Source organism: Rhizobacter sp. P5_C2 (assembly GCF_054049715.1).
The window spans coordinates 33,383-54,058 of record NZ_JBFULV010000044.1 but is presented as its reverse complement, the minus strand read 5'-3'; the positions used below and the strand labels follow the sequence as shown (position 1 = coordinate 54,058).

The window sequence follows — 20,676 nt, the reverse complement described above, 5'->3', positions numbered from 1 at the left end:
GAACGGGCCCTCGCGCCGCCGGTCCGGCCGGCGACGCGCGCCAATGGCAGCGGCCGCGCCGAGCCCGGCTTCGGCGATTCACGCTTCCAGTCGCGCTTCGATCCGCCGCCGTTGCCGGTGGCGCCTCCCCGCCGCACCGGCACCTGGCTGGTGCTGCTGTGCGCGGCCTCGCTGGCGGGCGCGGCGCTCTACCTCACGCTGCGCCCCCGCGCGCCCAAACCCGTGCCGGTGCCCGCAGTGGCCTTGCAGCCGCTGGCACCGCCGACGCGCCTGGTGCCGGTCGTCGAGCCGGACAAATCGGCCGACGACGACACGCCGGAGTCCACGCCCGCCGCGGCAGCGACCCCGCCGGTGTCCGAGCCGGGGGCCGTTGCGCCGGCCGCGGCCCCACCGGCGCAATCCATCGAGGCACCGGCCAAGCCCACCACCGCGAAGCCGCCGGCCGAGGCCATCGTGGCGAATGCGACCAACCCGCGTGCCGCTTGCGGCTCGCGCGTGAATTTCGCACTGCTCTACTGCATGCAGGCGCAGTGCGCCAAGCCGCAGTTCGCGAAGCACGCGCAGTGCGACGAACTGCGGCGCGCCGGCGAGGTTCAATAGCACCGGAACATCGACCTTGGAACCCGCCGCCACCTGCCGTTACTCAGCGGGCGGGTCGGCGTGGCGCGGTGCCGCCGACCGACTCATCGGGAGTTCGGTATGCGGCGATTCCAGCATCAGTTCAGGCACGTTTCCCCCCTTCAGAGGCGAGGCGAGCCCGCCTCGGAGCCGGTGCCTTGCGCGGCGGCCCGCGGCGGCCGCCACCACCGCTGGACCCGGCGCTTCGTTGCACCTTCGCTGCCTGCCGGCGCGCGCCGCTCGACGCCTCGGCGGATCGCACCGCTGACCGGCATCCACTACATGGCGATGCCCGATGCCGACACGCGTGATGCGCTGGAGGCGCTGGTGAATGCATGGCGCCAGGTCGCCGATGCCTTCGGCGAATCGATGCTGCAGTACGCCGAGCGCCGGATGTTCGAAGGGCGCCCGATGCCGCTGCCGGGGGGCGACATGCCGCCACCGCCCGAGGGCGCGGCGTTCGCGGTGCGCGCCGTCACGAACGAAGACATGCAGCAGATCGAGAAGCCGGTGGTGCGCATCGAGGTGCGCGCGCCCGACACGCTGGCGGGCCTGGGGGAACTGATGGTCCGCTGGGCGATGCTGGCCGAAGGCCGGGCCTGGGACTTCATCGAGATCGGCTGCCAGCGCATGCTGCACGGCGCCTGACGGTCGCGCCCGGGTTCAGCCCTCGGCCGCGAAGACGTCGGCCAGCGTCGGCAGCGGCGCGACGGCGCCGTGCCCGCAGGTGCTGAGCGCCGCGGCGATGTTGGCCAGCCGGGCCGCGCGGTCCAGCGTGTCGCCGGCCGACAGCCGCGCGAGCAGCGCGCCGGCGAAGCAGTCGCCGGCACCGGTCGCGTCGACCGGCGTCACCGGGTGTGGCGCGATCAAGCGCGTGCCGTTCGCGTCCGACACCAGGCAGCCCGAGGCGCCGAGCTTCAGCGCGACCCGCTTCGCGCCCTGGTCGTGCGACCAGCGCAGGATGTCGTCGTGCCGCAGCAGCCCGGTCAGCGCGCCGATCTCGTCGATGCTCGGGAAGAACAGGTCGCAGTGCGCCAGCGTCTCGCGCGCGATCGCGAGTGCGCGGGTGGCCGGCCACAGCGCCGGGCGAAAGTTCAGGTCGTAGCTGACGTGCGTGCCGGCGCTGCGTGCGCGGGCGATGGCTTCGAACACCGCATCGCAGGCCGACGCGCTGATCGCCTGCGAGATGCCCGAGCAATGCAGCCAGTGCGCGCCCTGCACCACGCTGGGCGGCAGGTCGGTGGGGCGCATGCGGCTCGCGGCGCTGCCGGCACGGCGGTACGAGAAGCGGTGGCCGCCGTCCCCATGCGTCACGAAGTAGAGCCCGGTCTCGGCGCCCGCGATGCGCTGCACGCCCTGCGTCTCGATGCCTTCGTGCCGCCACAGCGCCAGCAGCTGCTCGCCGAACAGGTCGTCGCCGAGCTGCGTCAGGTAGCCGGTGCGCGCGCCCATGCGGGCGGCGGCGATCGCGCAGTTCGAGGTGTCGCCGCCGAAGCCGGCGAGGTAGCGGCCGTCGGGCTGCTGGTTGAACTCGGCCATCGCCTCGCCGATGGCCAACACGTCGAGCGACTTCTCGAGCATCTGTTCAGACGACATCCGATGTTCCCCTCGTCAACATCCGCCCGGCACGCCGCAGCACCTGCGGCACCGGTCCCGCAGCATAGGCGCGGACGCCGTTCACGTGCACCGAGGCAATCCCGATGCTCGCGCTGATCGGCACGTCGTAGGTGGCGGTGTCGGCGATGCGCGCCGGGTCGAACACCACCACGTCGGCCATCATCCCCGGGCGCAGCAGGCCGCGCTCGGCGATGCGGAAGTTGCGCGCGGTCAGGCCGGTCATCTTGTGCACTGCCTGCTCCAGCGTGAAGAGCCGGCGCTCGCGCCAGTAGCGCGCCAGCACGCGCGGGAACGCGCCCCACAGCCGCGGGTGCGGATGGCGGTCGTGCGGCAGGCCGTCGGAGCCGATCATCGTGCGCGGGTGCGCGATCACGCGCTCGACGTCTTCTTCGTTCATCTGGAAGTAGCAGGCGCCGCCCGGCTGCAGCCGGCGGCACGCGGTCTTCTGGTCGACGCCCCAGTCGTCGGCGATCGCCGACAGCATCCGGCCGGTGTGCTCCGGATGGGTGTCGCTCCAGGTCAGCATCACGTCGATCACGCCGTCGACCAGGTCCTCGCGCAGCACGGTGGAGCCGGCCACATAGGGGTACACGTCCATCGCGACCGGCTGGCGCGCGCCGAGCGCGTCGATCAGCGGCAGCGTCTCGCGGGTGCGGCCCCAGTTGGCCGGGCCGGCGCACTTGTGGTGCGAGATGACCAGCGGCACGCCGGCCTCGAACGCGGTGTCGCCGGCCTCGTGCAGCGCCTCGATGATCTGCGCCATCTCGCTGCGCAGGTGGGTCGCGTAGATGCCGCCGTGGCGCGCGACGATGCGGGCGAGCTGCGTCACCTCGTCGGCCGGCGCCGGGTAGGCCTCTTCGTAGAACAGCCCGGACGACAGGCCGTGCGCGCCGTCCGCCATGCTGGCCTCGAGCAGCGCGGCCATGCGCGCGCGCTCGTCGCCACTGGCCGGCTGCGACAGGTCGGCCAGCGCCGCGAAGCGCAGCGTCGTGTGGCCGACCAGTGCGGCGACGTTCAGCGACGGCTGCGCGGCTCGCACCGCGTCGCGGTAGGCGGCCATCGTCGGGTAGCGGAACGAGCCGGCGCCCAGCAGGTTCAGCGGCGGCTTCGCGGTGTCGGTGACGAAGGGCGCGAGCGAGATGCCGCAGTTGCCGGTGACGACGGTGGTGATGCCTTGCGACAGCTTCGGCAGTCCGTCGGGGTCGCGCAGCACGATCGCGTCGTCGTGCGTGTGGGCATCGATGAAGCCGGGGGCGATGGCCAGGCCGCTGCAGTCGACGGTCTCGACCTCGTCGGGCGACAGGCCCTCGGGCAGGCGGTCGCGCAGGCCGGCGCCGGTGCGCAGGATGCGGTCGCCGGCGATCAGCACGTCGCCGGTCCAGCCGGGCGTGCCCGAGCCATCGATCACCAGGCCGTTCTGGAATAGCGTGGCCGATGTGCTCATGGCTTCGCTCCCACGCCACCGCCATCCCAGCTCTGCAGCGGGTGCGTGCGCACGTCGATGCCGTGGCGCTGCAGTGCTTCGCGCACGTAGCGCAGCCGCTGCACCGCAGGGTCGCCGCGGCGCTGCGCGACCAGCACGGTCAGGATCTCGATCACGGTCAGGTGGGTCAGGTAGGCGTCGATGCCGACGTGCATCACCGCGTCGTCGGGCACGCTCAGCGCGATCAGCATGTCGGCGCGCTCGGCCAGCGGCGTGCCGGGGCGGGTGATGCAGACCGCCTTCGCGCCTTGTGCGCGCGCGATGTCGACCGAATCGAGCAGCGACGGCATGCCGCCGACGTGCGAGATCGCGATCACGACGCCGCTCTCGTCCTGCGCCGCGGCCGCCACCTGCTGCAGGTGGTAGTCGGCCCACGCGGTGGCCGACAGGCCGAGGCGGAACAGCCGCGCCTGCAGGTCCTGCGCCATGAACCACGAGGTGGAGCCGGCGCCATACAGGTCGACGTGGCGCGCGACCGCGAGCGCGTCGACGGCGGCGCCGAGCGCCGCCATGTCGAGCTGTGCGCGCACGCCGGCCACCGACGCGGCGGCGCTGCGCGAGATCTTCGTGACCACCTCGTCGGCGCTGTCCTCGATGTTGACGCGCCGGTGCAGCGGCGAGCCGCCGAGCGCCAGCGCATGGGCCAGCGCGAGCTTGAACTCGCGCAGCCCGGCGAAGCCGAGGTCGCGGCAGGTGCGCATCACGGTGGGCACCGAGCTGCCGGCGCGCGCGGCCAGCGATTCGAAGCTTTCCTCGAGCACGCGGTCGGGGTCGTCGAGGATCAGGTCGAGGATCGCGCGGCGTGCGGTCGGTGCGCCTTCGCGCGCCGCGGCCACGTTCTCCAGCAGGCTCTTGGTCATGGTCGGCGGATCAGAAGTGCATCGCCACCGCGTCGCTGACGCGGTAGTCGTTCTCGACGACCGGCATCCAGTGCCATTTGTCGAAGGTGGTACAGGGGTGCGAGATGCCGAGGCCGATGCGCTCGCCGACCGCGGGGGCGGTGGCTTCGTCATCCGCGGCCCAGCGCAGATACGCGTGCTGGTCGTTCAGGCCGGTGATCGACCAGCCCGCCGGCACCGGCGAGGTCTGCAGCGCACCGCGCGCGGCGCGTGCGATCGGCACCGGCAGCGCCAGGTCGAACGAGATGTCGCGCTTGCCGACCGCGAGGATCGCGAGACCCGGCTCCGGTCGCGACTGCACCATCGCCCAGACCTCCATCGCCGGGCGCAGCGTTTCGCCGCAGCCGCAGCCCAGGCGGGCCTCGACGCTGTTCACCATGCGCTGGTAGAAGCCGTGGTCGTGCGTCACGTAGCAGCCCGAGCGCAGCAGGCCGCGCACCGGCCGCCCGAGCGACGGCGTGAGCCGGCCGGCCACCAGGTCGAAGATGGCCGAGCCGCCGGCCGACAGCAGCACCTCGTCGGCATCGAACAGGCCTTCGGCATCGGCGGTCTTCGCAATCGCCTCGACGCGGTCCATCAGCGCCTTCGCGTAGGGCACGTCGGCATCGGTCTCGCCCTTGGCGCCGAGGCCTTCGTAGCATTCGATGCCGACCAGCTTCAGCGCCGCGCTCGCGTGCATCCGGCGCGCGAGCGCGGTGGCTTCTTCGGGCGTGCGCACGCCGCTGCGGCCGCCGGCCACGCCGACCTCGAGCATCGCCTCGAAGGGCAGGGCGCCGGGGTGGGCCTGCGCCCAGGCCTCGATCAGGTCGAGCTGCGCGAGCGAGTCGACCAGGAACACGATGCGCAGCTCGGCGTGGCCGCGCAGCAGCGCCTGGATCGCCGCGAGGTCGGCGTCGTGCACGACCTGGTTGGCGATCAGCGTGCGGCGCGCGCCGGCGGCGACGCCGATCGCGAGCTGGTTGACCGTCGCGAAGGTCAGGCCCCAGGCGCCGGCGTCGAGCTGGCGGCGGAACAGCTGCGGCGACATCGTCGTCTTGCCGTGCGGCGCGAGCTCGATGCCCCAGTCCTTGGTGCGCTGCTGCATCCACGCGATGTTGTGCTCCAGCGCCTCGCGCTTCAGCAGCGCCAGCGGCAGCGGCAGGTCGCCGGCGAGCACGTTCCAGCCGGCCGCGGCGACCTCGCTGCGGCGGCGCGGTGCAGCGGTCAGCGGGTAGCCCTTCAGGCCGGGTTGCAGCAGCGGGTCGATCAGGTCGTTGGTCATGGTCACGTCCGAATGCAGGCGGAAAAGCGGCCGGGTGCCTTCTCTTCCAGCGGCGGAATGGTCTGCGCGCACGCATCGATCGCCTTCGGGCAGCGCGTGCGGAACACGCAGCCCGACGGCGGGTTCATCGGGCTCGGGATGTCGCCCTTCAGCGGGATGATCTCGGTCTTGTCCAGCGGGTCGGGCTTCGGGCTCGCGGCCAGCAGCGCCTGCGTGTACGGGTGCAGCGGCCGCGCGAACAGCTCGGCCGTCGTCGACACCTCCATCACGCGCCCGAGGTACAGCACCACCACGCGGTCGCACAGGTACTCGACCACGTCGAGGTCGTGCGAGATGAACAGCATCGTCAGCGACAGGCGCTCGCGCAGCTCGGCCAGCAGGTTGATCACCTGCGCCTGGATCGACACGTCGAGCGCCGACAGCGGCTCGTCGGCGACGATGAACTCCGGCTCCACCGCCAGCGCGCGCGCGATGCCGATGCGCTGCCGCTGGCCGCCGGAGAACTCGTGCGGGAAGCGGCTCGCATGCTCCGGCCGCAGCCCCACCAAGTCGAGCAGCTCGGCGATGCGCTCCTTGCGGCGGCCCTTCGCGAGCCCGTGCGTCGACAGCGCCTCGTCGAGGATCGCGCTGATGCGCATCTTCGGGTTCAGGCTCGCGTACGGGTCCTGGAAGATGATCTGCAGCTTGCTGCGCAGCTTGCGCATGCGCTCGGCCGACAACGCGCCGAGGTCGTCGCCGCGGTACAGCACCTGGCCGCCGGTGCGCTCGATCAGGCGCAGCACGGTGCGGCCGATCGTGCTCTTGCCCGAGCCGGATTCGCCGACCAGGCCCAGCGTCTCGCCGGCGCGGATCTCGAACGACACGTCGTCGACGGCGCGCACCGGCTTGTCGGCGCTGCCGAAATAGCGCTTCAGGTTCTTCACCTCGATCAGCGGGATGGCCGTCGCGCTCATGCCGCGTTCCTTTCAACCGACGGCACGCGGATGCAGCGCGCCTGTCGCGATTCATCGGTGGCCACCAGCGGCGGCACCGCCTGCGCGCAGGCCGGGATCGCCTGGTCGCAGCGCGGCTCGAACGCACAGCCCGGCGGCGGCGCGAGCGGGCTCGACACCTGGCCGCGGATCGCGAACAGGCGCTTCGGCCGGGGTTGACCTGCTGCATGCGCCTTGCCCGGCAGGCAGGCCAGCAGCCCCTGCGTGTACGGATGCGCGGGCGATGCGAACAGCGGCCGCACCGGGGCCGACTCGACCACGCGGCCGGCGTACATCACGACGACGTCGTCCGCATGGTGCGCGACCACGCCGAGGTTGTGCGTGATGAACAGGATGCTCATGCCGGTCTCGGCCTGCAGCCGGCGCATCAGCACCAGGATCTGCGCCTGGATCGTCACGTCGAGCGCGGTGGTCGGCTCGTCTGCGATCAGCAGCGTCGGGTCGCAGGCCATGGCCAGCGCGATCATCACGCGCTGGCGCATGCCGCCCGACAGCTGGTGCGGGTACTCGTGCAGGCGCTGCGCGGCGGCCGGGATCTCGACCAGGTCGAGCATGCGCTTCGCATGCGCCAGCGCGGCGCTGCGGTCCAGGCGCTTGTGCAGCCGCACGCTCTCGGCGATCTGCTCGCCGACCGTGAAGACCGGGTTCAGGCTCGTCATCGGCTCCTGGAAGATCATCGCCAGCTCGTTGCCGCGCAGCGCGCGCATCGGCGCATCGGCCAGCGTCAGCAGGTCGACCTCGGTGCCGGCGCGCGTGACGAAACGCGCGCTGCCCTCGACCTGCGCGCGTGCGGTCTTCGGCAGCAGGCGCATCAGCGTCAGGCTGGTGACCGACTTGCCCGAGCCCGACTCGCCGACGATCGCGGTGGTCTTGCCGGGCGCGATGCCGAAGCTTACATCGGCCACCGAGCGCACCAGCCCGTCTTCGGTCGGGAAGCAGGTGCTGAGGCCGGTGACGGTGAGGCGGTTCGTGGTCATCAGAGCGTCTTCTTCAGCTTCGGATCGAGCAGGTCGCGCACGCCGTCGCCGAGGATCTGCAGCGACAGCGCGGTCACGATGATCGCGAGGCCGGGGAACAGCACGACCCAGAACGCGCGGTCGGCGTACTGCTGGCTGCCGGCGACCATCGTGCCCCAGGTGGGAATCTCCGGCGGCACGCCGACGCCTAGGAACGACAGCCCGGCCTCGGCCAGGATCGCGTACGCGAAGATGAACGACACCTGCACCAGGATCGGCGACAGCAGGTTCGGCAGGATGTGGCGCCACAGGATGCGTGAGGTGCGCACGCCCAGCGCGCGCACCGCCTCGACGAACAGCAGCTCGCGCACCACCAGCGTCGAGGCCCGCACCACGCGCGCGACGCGCGGCGTGTAGACCAGCACCAGCGCCAGCACCACGTTCAGCAGCGAGGCCCCGAGGATCGCGACCAGCGCGATCGCCAGCAGGATGTCGGGGAAGGACATCATCGCGTCGACCACCCGCATCAGCGGCGTGTCGAGCCGGCGGAAGAAGCCGGCCACCAGCCCGAGCAGCGTGCCGGCGAGCACCGAGCCGAGCGCCGTCAGCGCGGCGATGGCCAGCGAGTAGCGCGCGCCGTGCACGATGCGGGCGTACAGGTCGCGGCCAAGCTCGTCGGTGCCGAGCAGGTGGGCGGCGCTCGGCGCCTTCAGGCGGTCGAGCACCGCGGTGTCGTTCGGGTCGAACGACGCGAACCACGGCGCGCCGAGCGCCAGCACCGCAATGATCAGCAGCAGCGCGGCCGAGACCATCACGATGCGGCGATGCATCAGTTGTCGAAGGAGGCGAGGAACGTTCACAGCTTGACCCGCGGATCGACGGCCACGTAGAGCAGGTCGATCGCAAAATTGATCAGCACATAGATCGCCGCGATCACCAGCAGCGCGCCCTGGATCACCGGGTAGTCGCGCCGCAGCACCGCATTGACCACCAGGTTGCCGATGCCGGGCAGCCCGAACACCGTCTCGGTGACGACCGCGCCGCCGATCATCAGCGCGACCGTCAGCCCCAGCACCGTGACGACCGGCACCAGCGCGTTGCGCAGCGCGTGCTTCAGCACCACCGTGCCTTCGCCGAGGCCCTTCGAGCGCGCGGTGCGCACGTAGTCTTCGCCCAGCACGTCGAGCATCGACGCGCGCGTGAAGCGGATGATCAGCGCCGAGTTCAGCACGCCGAGCACCAGCGACGGCAGCATCAGCGCATGCAGGCGTTCGCCGAGCGACGCGTCGGGCGCGCCGTAGCCCGACACCGGGAACCAGCCGAGCGACACCGCGAACAGCTGGATCAGCACGATGCCGAACCAGAAGCTCGGGATGCTGGCGCCCAGCATCGCGGCGCCGGTGACGACCTGGTCGAGCCAGCGGCCGCGGTACACCGCCGAGACGATGCCGCACGGGATGCCGATCAGCGCCGCGATGGCGACCGCCATCAGCGCCAGCAGCGTGGTCGGCTCGGCGCGCTCCCACAGCGCCTGCGTGACCGGGCGCTGCAAAAAGATCGACTGGCCGAGGTTGCCGTGCAGCACCTCGCCGAGCCAGTACGCGAACTGCACCGGCAGCGGCTTGTCGAGGCCGTAGTCCTTCTGCACGCGGGCGATGTCCTCGGCGGTGGCCTGGTCGCCCAGCAGCACCGAGATCGGGTCGCCCGACGCCGCGCGCGTCAGCACGAACACCATCACCGCGACGATGGCGAGCACCGCCAGCATGCCGGCCAGGCGTGAGAGGAGGTAGCGGTGCATTTACTTGATGCGCGCGTTCCAGAAGAACGGCCAGGTCGCCGGCACGTAGCCGTCGAGCGCCAGGCTGCGCGCCGACAGCCCGTTGAAGCGGCCGACGTTGATGTACGGCACCTCGTCGTACACCACCTGCTGCACCTTGCCCCACAGCGCGCCGCGTTTCGCCGCATCGGTCTCCTGGTTGAAGGCCGACAGCGCCGCCTGCTTGGCCGGCGAGCTCCACCAGCCCGGCGCGCCTTCGCCGAGTTGCGGCGGCGACAGCATCGGCTCGGGGAACTGGCCGGAGTGGGTGACGTACAGGTCCCACAGCTTCGAGTCGTTGCGGCGCTGCACCAGCGTGGCCCAGTCGACCACGTTGAGCTCGACCTTGAAGCCGGCGCGCTTCAGCTGCTCGGCCATCAGCAGCGCCATGTTGTAGTGGAAGTCGTACTGGCGGCTCGTCAGCACGCGCACCGGCTCGCCCTTGTAGCCGGCCTTCTCGGCCTCGTCCTTGGCCTTCTTCGCGTTGCGCTGGTTGTAGAGGTCGGTGCCGACGTTCGAGTAGAACGGCGAGCCCTTCGGGAAGTGGTTGCCCTCGGCGCTGAAGAAGCGGGTGTCGCCGAAGCCGGCGGCCAGCATCTCGCCTTCGCCGATCGCGGTCTGCAGCGCACGGCGCACGCCGACGTTGGCATTCACGCCTTCCTTGGTGTTGAGCACCAGGTAGGGGAAGCCGAACGAGGTGGTCAGGATCGGCACCGTCTTGCCGCCGGCCTTCTCGAGCCGCGACAGCGCCTCGACCGGCAGCAGGTCGGCGAAATCGTACTGCGCGGCGAGCGCGCCTTCGACGCGGGTGTTCGCGTTGGGCACCGGCACGAAGCGCAGTTCCTCGATCAGGGCCTCGCGCTTGCCGGCGTAGCCGCTCGCCGGCTCCTTGCGGGCGCTGTACTTGTCGAAGCGCGTCAGCAGCACGTAGGCGTCGGGCTTGCGTTCCTTGAAGCGGTACGGGCCGGTGCCGACGAACTCCTTCAGCGGCGTCGCGATCGACTCCTTGGCCATGATCGCGGCCATGCCGCTCGGCAGCGCGAGCTGGGCCAGCAGCGGGGCGTAGGGGTTCTTCAGCACGATCTGCACCGCGAGCGGGCCGGTCGCCTTGAGGCTGTCGAGCTCCTTCGCAACGGCCTTGCCGCGCGGCGCCTGTTCCATCCAGCGCTGCAGGCTCGCGACCACGTCATCGGCGGTCAGTTCGCGGCCGCTGTGCAGCATCACGCCCTTGCGCAGGGTGATCACGTAGGTCTTGCCGTCGGCGCTGATCTTCGGCTGCGACTCGGCCAGCATCGGCACCACGTTCCACTTCGCATCGAAGGTGTAGAGCGGCTCGTAGACGTGCTGCATGATGGTGCCGACCAGGTCGGCGGTGGAGCCCATCGGGTCCAGCGTCTGCGGTTCGCCGACCATCGCGAGCGTCGCGAAGTTGCGCGGACCCTGGGCCTGCGCGGCGCCGGCGGCCCCGAGCAGGCAGGCGGCCAGGCCGAGCGCGGCGGGCAGCTTCAGCAGGGTGCGGCGGGGGAGGGAGTCGATGCGGGACATGGCGGGTCTCCAAAGGCAGTGCGGCTGAAATCTGAAAGTATTTTTCAGAACGACGCGACTATGGAGCAATCCTCATGCCAAATAATCGGGGTTTACCCGCTATGTGGCGGTGTTGACTGAAAGACACTTTCACATCTATGGTGCGCAGCTGCACTGTTTTCACCCTGAAGGAGTCTTCCATGCCCCTTGAATACCTTGGCGCCCCGCCGGTGGCTTCCGACCGCCAGGCGCGGCCTTTCTCGCCGGCCGTGCGCGCCGGCGATTTCATCTACGTGTCAGGACAGGTCCCGGCCGATGCGAACGGCGAGATCGTCGCCGGTGGCATCGAGGCGCAGACGCGCCAGGTGATGGAGAACCTGAAGGCGGTGCTGGCGCTGGCCGGCGCGACGTTCGACGACGTCTGCAAGAGCACCTGCTGGCTGCAGGACGCGCGCGACTTCGGCGCGTTCAACCGCATCTACATGAGCTACTTCCCGAACGGCAAGCCGGCGCGCTCGACGACCGAGGCGCGGCTGATGGTGGACGCGAAGGTCGAGATCGACGTGATCGCGTTCAAGCCGGTCACGCTCACGAAGACTGCCTGATCTCCTTCATCAGCCGCGGCTCGAGCGCGATGTCCTGGAGGTTGCGCATCGCTGGCGCCATCGTGTCGATCAGCCGGCCCGGGACGCCGAACGCCTCGAAGTGCGACTTCCATTCGCGCATCACGCCCCACACGTTGCGGATCACCGCGACGGCATCGGGCCGCTCGGGAATGAAGCCGGCATGGGCGCTCATCGCGTTGTCGAGCGTCGCCTGCTTGCCGTGTTCGCCGACTTCGAGGTGCAGCGTGCGTTCGAAGGCGTGACTTGCACGCGGCACGACGTCGTACAGCGGGCTGAGCCGCCAGCCGCCGACGCGAGGGTCGCGAACGAAGCCGTGGTTGCGCAGGTGGTCGTCGTCGTTGCTGACGAAGATGTTGAACACCATCCGCCCGAACAGTTCGGTGGTGTCGGCGCGGATGCACTCTGCCGCCACGTGCTGGCGCACCGCGTGGGCGAGGTCGACGTAGCTTTTCGTCGGGGAGTCGTATTCGTCGCATCCGACCATCGTCAGCCCGCTGACGAAGGGCAGCCGCCGCTCCTGCAAGCCCGGGCCGGGGACGGTGTCATGCAGGGCCATCGCCGCAGGCGTGGGTTCGGTGCCGATCCAGTGGCGATCGAAGCGGCGTATCAGCAGCGCGTTCCGTCCGCCGATGTCGCGCACCTGCACCGCCGGCACCGTCAGGCCGCAGAGTCTGGCGAGCTTCAGCGTGGCGCACTCGACGAGGGCGACATCGAAGGTGTCCGACCGGCTGGGGAACTTGGCGAGGTACAGCAGGCCGTCCGAATCCCGCACCGTGGACTTCGGACGGGCGCCGCCCGCCGTGGCGCCCGAGCCGAGGTAGTCGCGCAGCCCGGCGGGCACGTCCTCGCCCGCCTCGACGCGCTCGGCGGCCTCCAGCATGTACTGGAGGTCGCGCACCGGCGCCACGCCATCGCTGCTCGTGCTGTCGGGCTGCTTGCGCATGTCGAGTGCGCCGACGCGCTCGCTGCCGGCCTCCAGCAGGTAGCGGGATTCCGGCAGGCTGTTCGCCGGCGCCTTCAGGCGGGATTCGATGACCCGCCGACCCCAGGCATCGGGTGCCGCGTCGCGGATGCCGCCGAACTGCCGCAGCTGGTTCGCGGGAAGCAGTTCGACGCCCTTCACATTGCCGTCGAGTGCGAGGCTGACCGGGTCGATCTCGATGCAACCCGGCCGGTCCAGGTAGCGCGTGCCGTAGATGAAGGACGAGGCCTCCACATCGCGCGGGCCTTGGGTCAGCGTCAGGACGCCTGCCGGCACGAAGCCGGCGTCACCCAGGTGCGCGAAGGCATAGAGCTTGTCGATGGCCATCAGAAGTCGACCTCCCGCAGCTCGGCCGCGGAGAGCGTGCGCACGCGCTTCGTGGCTTCCTTTTGCTGCAAGGTCTTCAGCGCAGGATCGGTTTCGTTCAGCAGGTCGAGCATCGTGGCTCCCGGAGACAAGGCGTTCAGGTAGCGCAACACCTGGCTGAGGGTTCGCCCCGGGTCTCCGGCCTCCAGCAAGACGGCCGTCGAGCGGGAAAGGCCGGCGCGCAAGGCCGCCTCGGACTGCAGGACGCGACGTGCCTTGCGCAGGCGGGACAACTTGTCGCCGACCTCTTTGGCGTCAGCGAGCATTTCAGCGGGCAGGGTGGTGCGATCAGCGTACTTCATCTGCAATCACAGTCGTTATGAGGTTACGGACTGATATTGCAGACATTGTAGGGAAATGGACTTTGTCTGCAATCCCAGTCCAAATCAATTTAAGGACTGAGATTGCGGACATTTCTCACGTCACCGAGGCCTCCGCCTTCCGCTCCTCTCCCGCCACGCGCCCCCGCTCGATCACCACCACCCGGTCGGCCATCGCGATCGTGTCCGGCCGGTGCGCCACCACCACGCGCGTCAGCCGCATCGCCGCCACCGCGTGGTTCACCGTCTGCTCGTTGCGCAGGTCGAGGTGGCTGGTGGCTTCGTCGAGCACCAGGATGCGCGGCTCGCGGTACAGCGAGCGCGCCAGCAGCACGCGCTGCTTCTGCCCGCCCGAGATGCCGACGCCCACATCGCCGACCAGCGTGTGGTAGCCCATCGGCATCGCCTGGATCTCGGTGTCGATCGCCGCGATCTTCGCGCAGGCCTCGATGCGCGCCATGTCGGGCTCGGCATCGAAGAAACAGATGTTGTCGGCCAGCGAGCCGGAGAACAGCCGATCCTCCTGCATCACGGTGCCGATCAGCGCGCGGTAGTTCGCGAGGCCCAGGTGCAGGATCGGCGTGCCGTCGAACAGCACCTCGCCCTGCGTCGGCGGCAGCAGCCCGAGCATCACCTTCACCAGCGTCGTCTTGCCGCAGCCCGAGGCACCGGTCAGCGCCAGGCATTCGCCGGCCTCCACCGTCAGGTTGACGTTCTCCAGCACCCAGGGCTCGGTGCTCGCGTAGCGGTACGACACGCCGCGCAGCTCGATGCGCGCCGGCCGGCGCGACAGGTCGACCTCGACCGCATTCGCGCCGGCCAGCCCCTCGGCCGCCTCGGCTTCGGCCAGCACGATGTCGGCCACGCGCTCGCCGTGCAGGCGCAGCATCGCGAGTTCCGACAGCTTGTCGATCATCGACGCGACGCGGGTCGAGAACAGCTCCTTGTAGGCCATGTACGCGAACAGCATGCCGACGGTGAAGCTGCCGGCCAGCACCGAGCGCGCCGCGAGCCACACCACCAGCACCCGCTCCAGCCCGAACAGCAGCGTCTGCGCCGTCTCGTTGCCGATGTGCACCCGCTGCACGCGCAGCCCGGCGTTGAACTGGTCGGCCAGCATGTTCATCCAGCCGGCGCGGCGCAGGTTGCCGCGGCCGAACAGCCGCACGCTCTGGATGCCGCTGGCGGTCTCGAGGAAGTGCGTCTGCTGGCGCGCGGCGTGGATGATCTCCTCGGAGCTGGCGGCGCGCAGCGCGCGGAACACCGACCAGCGCAGCCCGGCGTACAGCAGCGTCGCGACCACCGACACCGCCATCAGCTGCAGGCTGTAGGCCGCCATCATCGCGGCGGTGCCGAGCACCATCAGCGCGTCGACCAGCGCGGTGACCACGCCGGTCGTCAGCGTCTTCTGGATCACCGTGACCGAGCCGAAGCACGAGATGATGTGGCCGACGTGCCGCTTCTCGAAGAACTCCAGCGGCAGCTTCACCAGGTGGCCGAACACGTTGCCCAGCCACTGGAAGTTCAGCCGCGCGCTCAGCGTCGCGACCCACCAGCCGCGCACCGCGCCGAGCCCGCTCTGCAGCAGCACCAGCAGGCTGAAGCCGATCGCGAGGATCGCCAGCAGGTCGAGGTCGGCCGCCAGCAGCCCGTGGTCGACCACCCACTGCAGGTAGAACGGCAGCGAGATCACCACCACCTCGAGCGCCACCGCCAGCGCGACGATCTGCCCGAGGCTCGCGCCCAGCCCGGTGATGCGGCCCATCAGCCCGCGCAGCGTGAACTCGAGCTTCTCGCGCCGCGGCTCGAAGCCGGCCGCCGGCGTCAGCTCCATCGCGATGCCGGTGAAGTGCTGCGCGAATTCCCCGGGCGTGAACGAGCGCACGCCGATCGCCGGGTCGTGGATCACGATGCGCCGCGCCGACACCGACTTCAGCACCACGAAGTGGTTCATGTCCCAGTGCAGCACGCACGGCAGCGCGAGCTGCGTCAGGTGCTCCATCTCGAGCTTCAGCGGCCGGTTGTCGAGCCCGAGCGCGGCGGCGATGCGCACCATGCTCTCGAAGTTGGTGCCCTTGCGCGACAGCGCGAAGCGCAGCCGCAGCGTCGGCAGGTCGGTGTCGATGCCGTGGTAGACCGCGATCATCGCGATGCTGGCGAGCCCGCATTCGGTGGCCTCCGTCTGCACGATCACCGGCAGGTGCCGCGCGAGGCCGAGCCGGCGCGTCACGCCGGGCGGCACCGGATCCTGGTCGAGCGTCATCGGGCCGCCACCTGCAGGCCGGCCAGCGGCTCCAGCACCCATTCGACCAGCGTGCGCTTCTCGGCGACCAGGCTGGCCTGCACGCGCATGCCGGCCTTCAGCGAGTCGCGCCAGGCGAGGGCGGCGCCGTCGGTCGCGTCGATCACGACGCGCACGCGGTAGACGCCGTTGCCGCTGCCGTTGCCCGGATTGGCGCCGCTGTTGGCGGCGGGCGTGTCGTCGGTGGGCGCCATCGCGACCGCGCTCTGCGACACCTCGCGCACGTGCGCCGGCAGCTGCCCGAAACGGGCATACGGGAACGCATCGACGCGCAGCTTCACCGACGTGCCCGGCTTCACGAAGCCGGCGGCGCGGGTCGGCACCTCCAGCTCGGCCTCGAGCGCGCTGCCGCTGCCGCCGGGCAGCAGCGTCGCGAGCAACTGCCCGGCCGCGACCGACTGGCCGGGGCTCGCCAGCACGGTGCCGATGCGCCCGGCCTGCGGCGCGAGCACGGCGGTCTCGCGGCGGGCCTCGTTCTCGGCCTGCTGCTGCGACAAGGCCTGCGCCTCGCGGCGCAGCTGCGAGCCTTCGCGCTCGGCCTGCAGCGGCACCGCCTGGCGCTGCGCGCGGGCGCTCGCCAGGTCCTGCTGCAGCGCCAGGCGTTGCCGCTCCAGCGTCGACAGCCGCGCGCGCTGGTCGAGCACCTCGGCGTTCTTCTCGGCCACCTCGACCGGCGACACCGCGCCGCTGCGCACCAGCTCCGGGTAGCGCGCGGCAATGTCCTGCATCACCGCGATGCGCTCGCGCTGCAGCGCGAGTTCGCGCTCGTGCTGCTGCAGCGCGGCGTCGAGGTTGGTGATGCGCGCGTCGAGCGCGGCGGCCTGCTGGCGCGCCTGCTCGGCCTGCTGCTTCAGTTCGTCGAGCAGCGCGCGCTGGCGGCTCGTCAGCGAATCGGCGACCGCCGATTGCGTCGGCCCCGTCGCGCTGGACTGTTCGGCCGACAGGCGCAGCACCGGCGCGTTCGCCGCCACCGGCTGCCCCTGCGCGACGCCGCCCGGCAGCACCACGCCGGCCTGCGGCGCCACCAGCCGCAGCACGCCGCCGCTCGGCAGCAGCACGCCGCTGACGGTCTCCTGGCGCGCGAAGCCCTGCGTCGCGGCGAACGCGATCAGCGCGAGCACCAGCAGCACGAAGAACACCGTCCACGCGGCCTGTTGCGGGCTGCGCGTCAGCACGATGGCACCGTGGAACTTCTGGCGCTGTTGGTCGATGGCCTGGCGGCGGAACAGGTCGGGCACGACGGCGTGGGGTCGGTTGCGGGCCGGGAATCCGGAACGCGCAAGCGTACCTCAGTACTTCACCCTTGCAGGGGCCCCTTCAGGCTCCTCAGGTGCTGGCGCGCACCATCAACTGATAGCCCGCATCCACCGCCGGCTGCGCGACGCCTTCGCCGCGCATCAGCGCGAGCAGCATGCGGGCCGCCGCCGCGCCGACCTCGCCGCGCGGCGTGCGCACGGTGGTCAGCGCCGGCAGCATCTGATCGCTGCCGGTCAGGTCGTTGAAGCCGGCGATCGCGATGCGCTCCGGCACCGCGACGCCCAGCCGCAGCGCGGCCAGCAGCGCGCCCTGGGCGAGGTCGTCGTTGCAGAAGAAGATCGCGTCGACCGGCCGTTTCAGCTCGAGGATCTGCTCCAGCATCTGCCCGCCGAGCGCGAGCGACGACGGCGCCGGGTTCAGCCATTCGAGCGTCGCGTCGTAGGCACCGGCCGCCTTCAGCTCGCGCCGCCAGCCTTCGCGCCGCTGCATCGTGCGCGGGTCGAGCTGGGCGGCGGCGAACGCGATGCGGCGCCGCCCGCGCGACAGCAGGTGGCGCGTCAGCGTGGCGGCCGCATCGGCCTGCGAGAAGCCGACGCTGTAGACGCCCGGCACCTCCGACAGCTCCATCAGGTGCACGCAGGGCACGCCGCTCTGCGCGATCAGCGCCCGCGTGGCCTCGCTGCGATCGAGCCCGGTCACCATCAGGCCGGCCGGGCGGTGCTGCAGCTGCTCGCGCAGCAGCTGTTCTTCTTCGCCGATGTCGTAGTGCGTGACGCCGATCAGGCTCTGGTAGCCGGCCGCGCGCAGTGTGCGCTGCACCTCTTCGAGCAGGTCGACGAACAGCGCGTTCGACAGCATCGGGATCAGCACCGCGACGTGCGCGCTGTGCCGCGAGGCGAGGGCGCGCGCCGCCGGGTCGGGCACGTAGCCCAGGCGCTGCGCCGCGCTCTTGACGCGCGCGACCAGGTCGGGGTGCACCGCGCGCTCGCCGCGCAGCGCGCGCGACACCGTGATCGGGCTCACCTCGGCCAGCCGCGCCACGTCGGCCAGCGTCACGCGGCCGGTGGCGCGGGGGCGCGACGGGCTGGTGCTGGTGCTGGTGCTGGTGCTGGTGCCTGTGCTGGCGAGTGGGCTCGCGTCGGTGGTCATGGCGCGTGGATCAGGGAGACCGATCAGGGAAAGTCCGCATCGGTGGGCGGACCATTGTTGACTAGGATAGCGCTGTCCTGCAACACGAATGATGCAGTGATTCCCCTGATACCTTCCATCGAAATGATGGAGGACAGCGCTGTCTTGGCCGGTACCCGGCCGGGCAGCCCAGGCCTTGTTTTTACAGTTTCTCGTGCGGCGGCAGATGATCGGTTCGGTGGTGATGATGGGCGTGGCCGGGTGCGGCAAATCGACGGTGGGCGCGGTGGTCGCGCACGCCGAGCGCATGCCCTTGGTGGAAGGCGATGACCACCACAGCGCGGCCAGCCGCGACAAGATGAGCCGCGGCATCCCGCTGACCGATGCCGACCGCGTCGGCTGGCTGGCGACGCTGGCCGGCGAGCTGGCGGCGCAGCCGCAGGGCATCGTGCTCACCTGTTCGGCCTTGCGCCGCGCGTACCGCGAGCAGCTGCGCGCCGCCTCGCCGGCGCTGCGCTTCGTGTTCCTCGACCTGACGCGCGACCAGGCGCTGGCGCGCGTCACCGCGCGGGCGTCGTCGCACTTCTTCTCGGCCACCCTGGTCGACAGCCAGTTCGAGACGCTCGAATCGCCGGTCGGCGAGCCGCTCGTGCTGCGTGTCGACGCGACCGCCCCACTGGCCGAACTGCAGACCCGCATCTCGGCCTGGCTGCATGCCACGGAGACCCCATGACAACAACCTCTTCCCCGCGGCCGCACCGGCTGCTGCGCCTCGCCAACTGGGCGATGGCCGCCTGCCTGGGCGTGATGGCGGTGGCGGTGTTCATCAACGTCGTGCTGCGCTACGGCTTCGGCAGCGGCGTCGTGGCGAGTGAGGAGCTGTCGCGGCTGCTGTTCGTCTGGATGGTGTTCATCGGCGCGACCGCGGCGTACCCGCTCGGCGAGCACATGGCCTTCACCAGCCTGCTGGGCGCGCTGCAGCGCAAGCCGCTCGCGTTGCGGCTGCTCACCGTGCTGATCCGCGCGCTGGTCGTGCTGGCCAGCGTGCTGCTGGCCTGGGGCGCGTGGCAACAGGTGGTGGTCGGCATGGACAGCCACTCGGTGGTGCTCGGCTACCCGGCGGCGCTGCTGCCGTTGCCGGCCTTCCTGTGCGCCGGTGCGATCGGCGTGATGGCGCTCATCGAGCTGGTGCGCAACCGGCCGATCCAGCTAGGCCACGGCGCGGAGGTCGAATGATGTCGCCAGAAGGTCTCGCCTTCGTCGTCTTCTCGGCCGGCATGCTGCTGCTGATGGGCATCGGCATGAACATGGCGCTCGCGCTGGTGCTCACCGGCGCCGGCATGGCCTGGGTGCTCGGTTTCTGGGACACCCAGCTGCTGGCGCAGAACCTGGTGGCCGGCATCGACAGCTTCCCGCTGCTGGCCGTGCCCTTCTTCATATTGGCCGGCGAGCTGATGAACTCGGGCGGCATCAGCCGCCGCATCATCGACATGGCGCAGGCCTGGGTCGGCCACATCCGCGGCGGGCTCGGCTACGTGGCGATCGGCGCGGCGGTGCTGATGGCCAGCATGAGCGGCTCGGCGCTGGCCGATACCGCGGCGCTCGCCACCATCCTGCTGCCGATGATGCGCCAGCAGGGCTACCCGATGGCGACCTCGGCCGGGCTGATCGCGTCGGGCGGGATCATCGCGCCGATCATCCCGCCGTCGATGCCGTTCGTGATCTACGGCGTGACGACCAACACCTCGATCTCGGCGCTGTTCATCTCCGGCATCGTGCCGGGGCTGCTGATGGGCGTGGGGCTGATCGTCGCGTGGAAATGGGTGCTGCGCCGCATCGAGCTGCCGCGCGGCACGCCGCTGCCGATGCGCGATCGCCTGAAGGCCACGGCCCGCGCGTTCTGGGCGATGCTGATGCCGATCATCATCATCGGCGGCATGAAGAGCGGCGTGTTCACGCCGACCGAGGCGGCGGTGGTCGCGGCCTTCTATGCGCTGGTGGTGGCCTTGTTCGTGCACCGCGAGATGCGCATTGCCGAGGTCGTCGGCGTGCTCGAGCGGGCGGCCAAGACCACCGCCATCGTGATGTTCCTGTGCGCCGGCGCGCAGGTCGCGAGCTACATGATCACGCTGGCCGATTTGCCGAGCGTGCTGACGAACTGGCTGGGCCCGCTGGTCGAGAGCCCGCGGCTGCTGATGGCGGTGATGATGATCGTGCTGGTGCTGATCGGCACCGCGCTCGACCTGACGCCGACGATCCTGATCTTCGGCCCGGTGATGCTGCCGATCGCGGTGAAGGCCGGCATCGACCCGGTCTACTTCGGGCTGATGTTCATCCTGAACGGCGCGATCGGGCTGATCACGCCGCCGGTGGGCACGGTGCTGAACGTGGTGGCCGGCGTGGGCCGGCTGTCGATGAGCAGCGTGATCAAGGGCGTCAACCCGTTCCTGCTGGTCTACGTGCTGGTCCTGGCGCTGTTCGTCGTGTTCCCGCAGATCGTGATCGCGCCGGTGCACTGGATGCGCTGAC

The 20,676-nt window shown here is 70.7% G+C and carries 19 protein-coding genes and 1 pseudogene; 6 read left to right on the top strand and 14 right to left on the bottom strand.

Translation table 11 applies throughout. From position 1 onward, the window contains the following. Both ACXJLU_RS17660 and ACXJLU_RS17655 read left to right on the top strand, forming a co-directional pair. A pseudogene (locus ACXJLU_RS17660) lies at positions 1–600 on the top strand (hypothetical protein); the annotation flags it as partial. 171 nt (positions 601–771) lie between these two features. Then, a complete protein-coding gene (locus ACXJLU_RS17655; protein ID WP_457333134.1) occupies positions 772–1,266 on the top strand; it encodes a hypothetical protein in 495 nt (164 codons plus the stop codon). A 15-nt stretch (positions 1,267–1,281) separates the two neighbouring features. Here the strand turns inward: ACXJLU_RS17655 and ACXJLU_RS17650 are convergent, their stop codons facing one another. Genes ACXJLU_RS17650 through ACXJLU_RS17610 form a run of 9 tightly spaced genes read right to left on the bottom strand, consistent with a single transcriptional unit; the run spans position 1,282 to position 11,187 of the window. Further along, a complete protein-coding gene (locus ACXJLU_RS17650) occupies positions 1,282–2,214 on the bottom strand; it encodes a sugar kinase (RefSeq protein ID WP_457333132.1) in 933 nt (310 codons plus the stop codon). Next, positions 2,204–3,679 (bottom strand): N-acyl-D-amino-acid deacylase family protein, encoded by a 1,476-nt coding sequence (locus ACXJLU_RS17645; protein WP_457333130.1) that lies wholly within the window; start codon positions 3,677–3,679, stop codon positions 2,204–2,206. Before ACXJLU_RS17645 ends, ACXJLU_RS17650 begins: the two co-directional genes overlap by 11 nt. Further along, entirely contained in the window at positions 3,676–4,578 is a 903-nt protein-coding gene (locus ACXJLU_RS17640) for a MurR/RpiR family transcriptional regulator (RefSeq protein WP_457333128.1), read from the bottom strand. Before ACXJLU_RS17640 ends, ACXJLU_RS17645 begins: the two co-directional genes overlap by 4 nt. A gap of 10 nt (positions 4,579–4,588) precedes the next feature. Further along, positions 4,589–5,878, bottom strand: coding sequence for an amino acid deaminase (locus ACXJLU_RS17635; protein WP_457333126.1), 1,290 nt, complete (start codon positions 5,876–5,878; stop codon positions 4,589–4,591). Between the two features lie 2 nt (positions 5,879–5,880). Continuing rightward, positions 5,881–6,831: an ABC transporter ATP-binding protein gene (locus tag ACXJLU_RS17630; RefSeq protein WP_457333124.1), complete on the bottom strand. Its 951-nt coding sequence runs from the start codon at positions 6,829–6,831 to the stop codon at positions 5,881–5,883. Beyond that, positions 6,828–7,847 (bottom strand): ABC transporter ATP-binding protein, encoded by a 1,020-nt coding sequence (locus ACXJLU_RS17625; protein ID WP_457333122.1) that lies wholly within the window; start codon positions 7,845–7,847, stop codon positions 6,828–6,830. Before ACXJLU_RS17625 ends, ACXJLU_RS17630 begins: the two co-directional genes overlap by 4 nt. Beyond that, positions 7,847–8,686, bottom strand: a complete 840-nt coding sequence (locus ACXJLU_RS17620; protein WP_457333121.1) for an ABC transporter permease — start codon at positions 8,684–8,686, stop codon at positions 7,847–7,849. The genes ACXJLU_RS17625 and ACXJLU_RS17620 overlap by 1 nt, the downstream gene beginning before the upstream one ends. Then, the gene (locus tag ACXJLU_RS17615) at positions 8,683–9,624 is read right to left on the bottom strand and encodes an ABC transporter permease (RefSeq protein WP_457333119.1); all 942 of its coding nucleotides are present in this window, start codon (positions 9,622–9,624) and stop codon (positions 8,683–8,685) included. Before ACXJLU_RS17615 ends, ACXJLU_RS17620 begins: the two co-directional genes overlap by 4 nt. Further along, positions 9,625–11,187: an ABC transporter substrate-binding protein gene (locus ACXJLU_RS17610; protein WP_457333117.1), complete on the bottom strand. Its 1,563-nt coding sequence runs from the start codon at positions 11,185–11,187 to the stop codon at positions 9,625–9,627. It abuts the gene before it with no gap. 179 nt (positions 11,188–11,366) lie between these two features. Between ACXJLU_RS17610 and ACXJLU_RS17605 the strand changes: the two genes are divergently transcribed. Then, complete coding sequence (locus ACXJLU_RS17605) at positions 11,367–11,771, top strand: RidA family protein (protein ID WP_457333115.1); 405 nt, start codon at positions 11,367–11,369, stop codon at positions 11,769–11,771. Here ACXJLU_RS17605 and ACXJLU_RS17600 read toward each other — a convergent pair. The 5 genes from ACXJLU_RS17600 to gntR form a co-directional block, all read right to left on the bottom strand. Next, on the bottom strand, positions 11,755–13,101 hold the full coding sequence (locus ACXJLU_RS17600) for a type II toxin-antitoxin system HipA family toxin (protein ID WP_457333112.1): 1,347 nt from the start codon (positions 13,099–13,101) through the stop codon (positions 11,755–11,757). The two genes, ACXJLU_RS17605 and ACXJLU_RS17600, sit on opposite strands and share 17 nt — an antisense overlap. After that, entirely contained in the window at positions 13,101–13,442 is a 342-nt protein-coding gene (locus ACXJLU_RS17595) for a helix-turn-helix domain-containing protein (protein WP_457333111.1), read from the bottom strand. Before ACXJLU_RS17595 ends, ACXJLU_RS17600 begins: the two co-directional genes overlap by 1 nt. A gap of 115 nt (positions 13,443–13,557) precedes the next feature. Beyond that, a complete protein-coding gene (locus ACXJLU_RS17590) occupies positions 13,558–15,723 on the bottom strand; it encodes a peptidase domain-containing ABC transporter (protein WP_457333109.1) in 2,166 nt (721 codons plus the stop codon). Next, the gene (locus tag ACXJLU_RS17585; protein WP_457333107.1) at positions 15,720–17,000 is read right to left on the bottom strand and encodes an HlyD family secretion protein; all 1,281 of its coding nucleotides are present in this window, start codon (positions 16,998–17,000) and stop codon (positions 15,720–15,722) included. Before ACXJLU_RS17585 ends, ACXJLU_RS17590 begins: the two co-directional genes overlap by 4 nt. An 88-nt stretch (positions 17,001–17,088) precedes the next feature. Then, positions 17,089–18,168 carry an HTH-type transcriptional regulator GntR gene (gene gntR, locus ACXJLU_RS17580; protein ID WP_457333105.1) on the bottom strand — a complete coding sequence of 360 codons (1,080 nt, stop codon included), beginning with the start codon at positions 18,166–18,168 and terminating at the stop codon, positions 17,089–17,091. Between the two features lie 205 nt (positions 18,169–18,373). Here gntR and ACXJLU_RS17575 point away from each other — a divergent pair, with 205 nt between their 5' ends. Genes ACXJLU_RS17575 through ACXJLU_RS17565 form a run of 3 tightly spaced genes read left to right on the top strand, consistent with a single transcriptional unit; the run spans position 18,374 to position 20,675 of the window. Beyond that, positions 18,374–18,880, top strand: coding sequence for a gluconokinase (locus ACXJLU_RS17575; protein WP_457333103.1), 507 nt, complete (start codon positions 18,374–18,376; stop codon positions 18,878–18,880). Then, the gene (locus ACXJLU_RS17570) at positions 18,877–19,383 is read left to right on the top strand and encodes a TRAP transporter small permease (RefSeq protein ID WP_457333101.1); all 507 of its coding nucleotides are present in this window, start codon (positions 18,877–18,879) and stop codon (positions 19,381–19,383) included. Before ACXJLU_RS17575 ends, ACXJLU_RS17570 begins: the two co-directional genes overlap by 4 nt. Continuing rightward, entirely contained in the window at positions 19,383–20,675 is a 1,293-nt protein-coding gene (locus tag ACXJLU_RS17565; protein ID WP_457333100.1) for a TRAP transporter large permease, read from the top strand. Before ACXJLU_RS17570 ends, ACXJLU_RS17565 begins: the two co-directional genes overlap by 1 nt. Position 20,676: the final 1 nt, after the last annotated feature.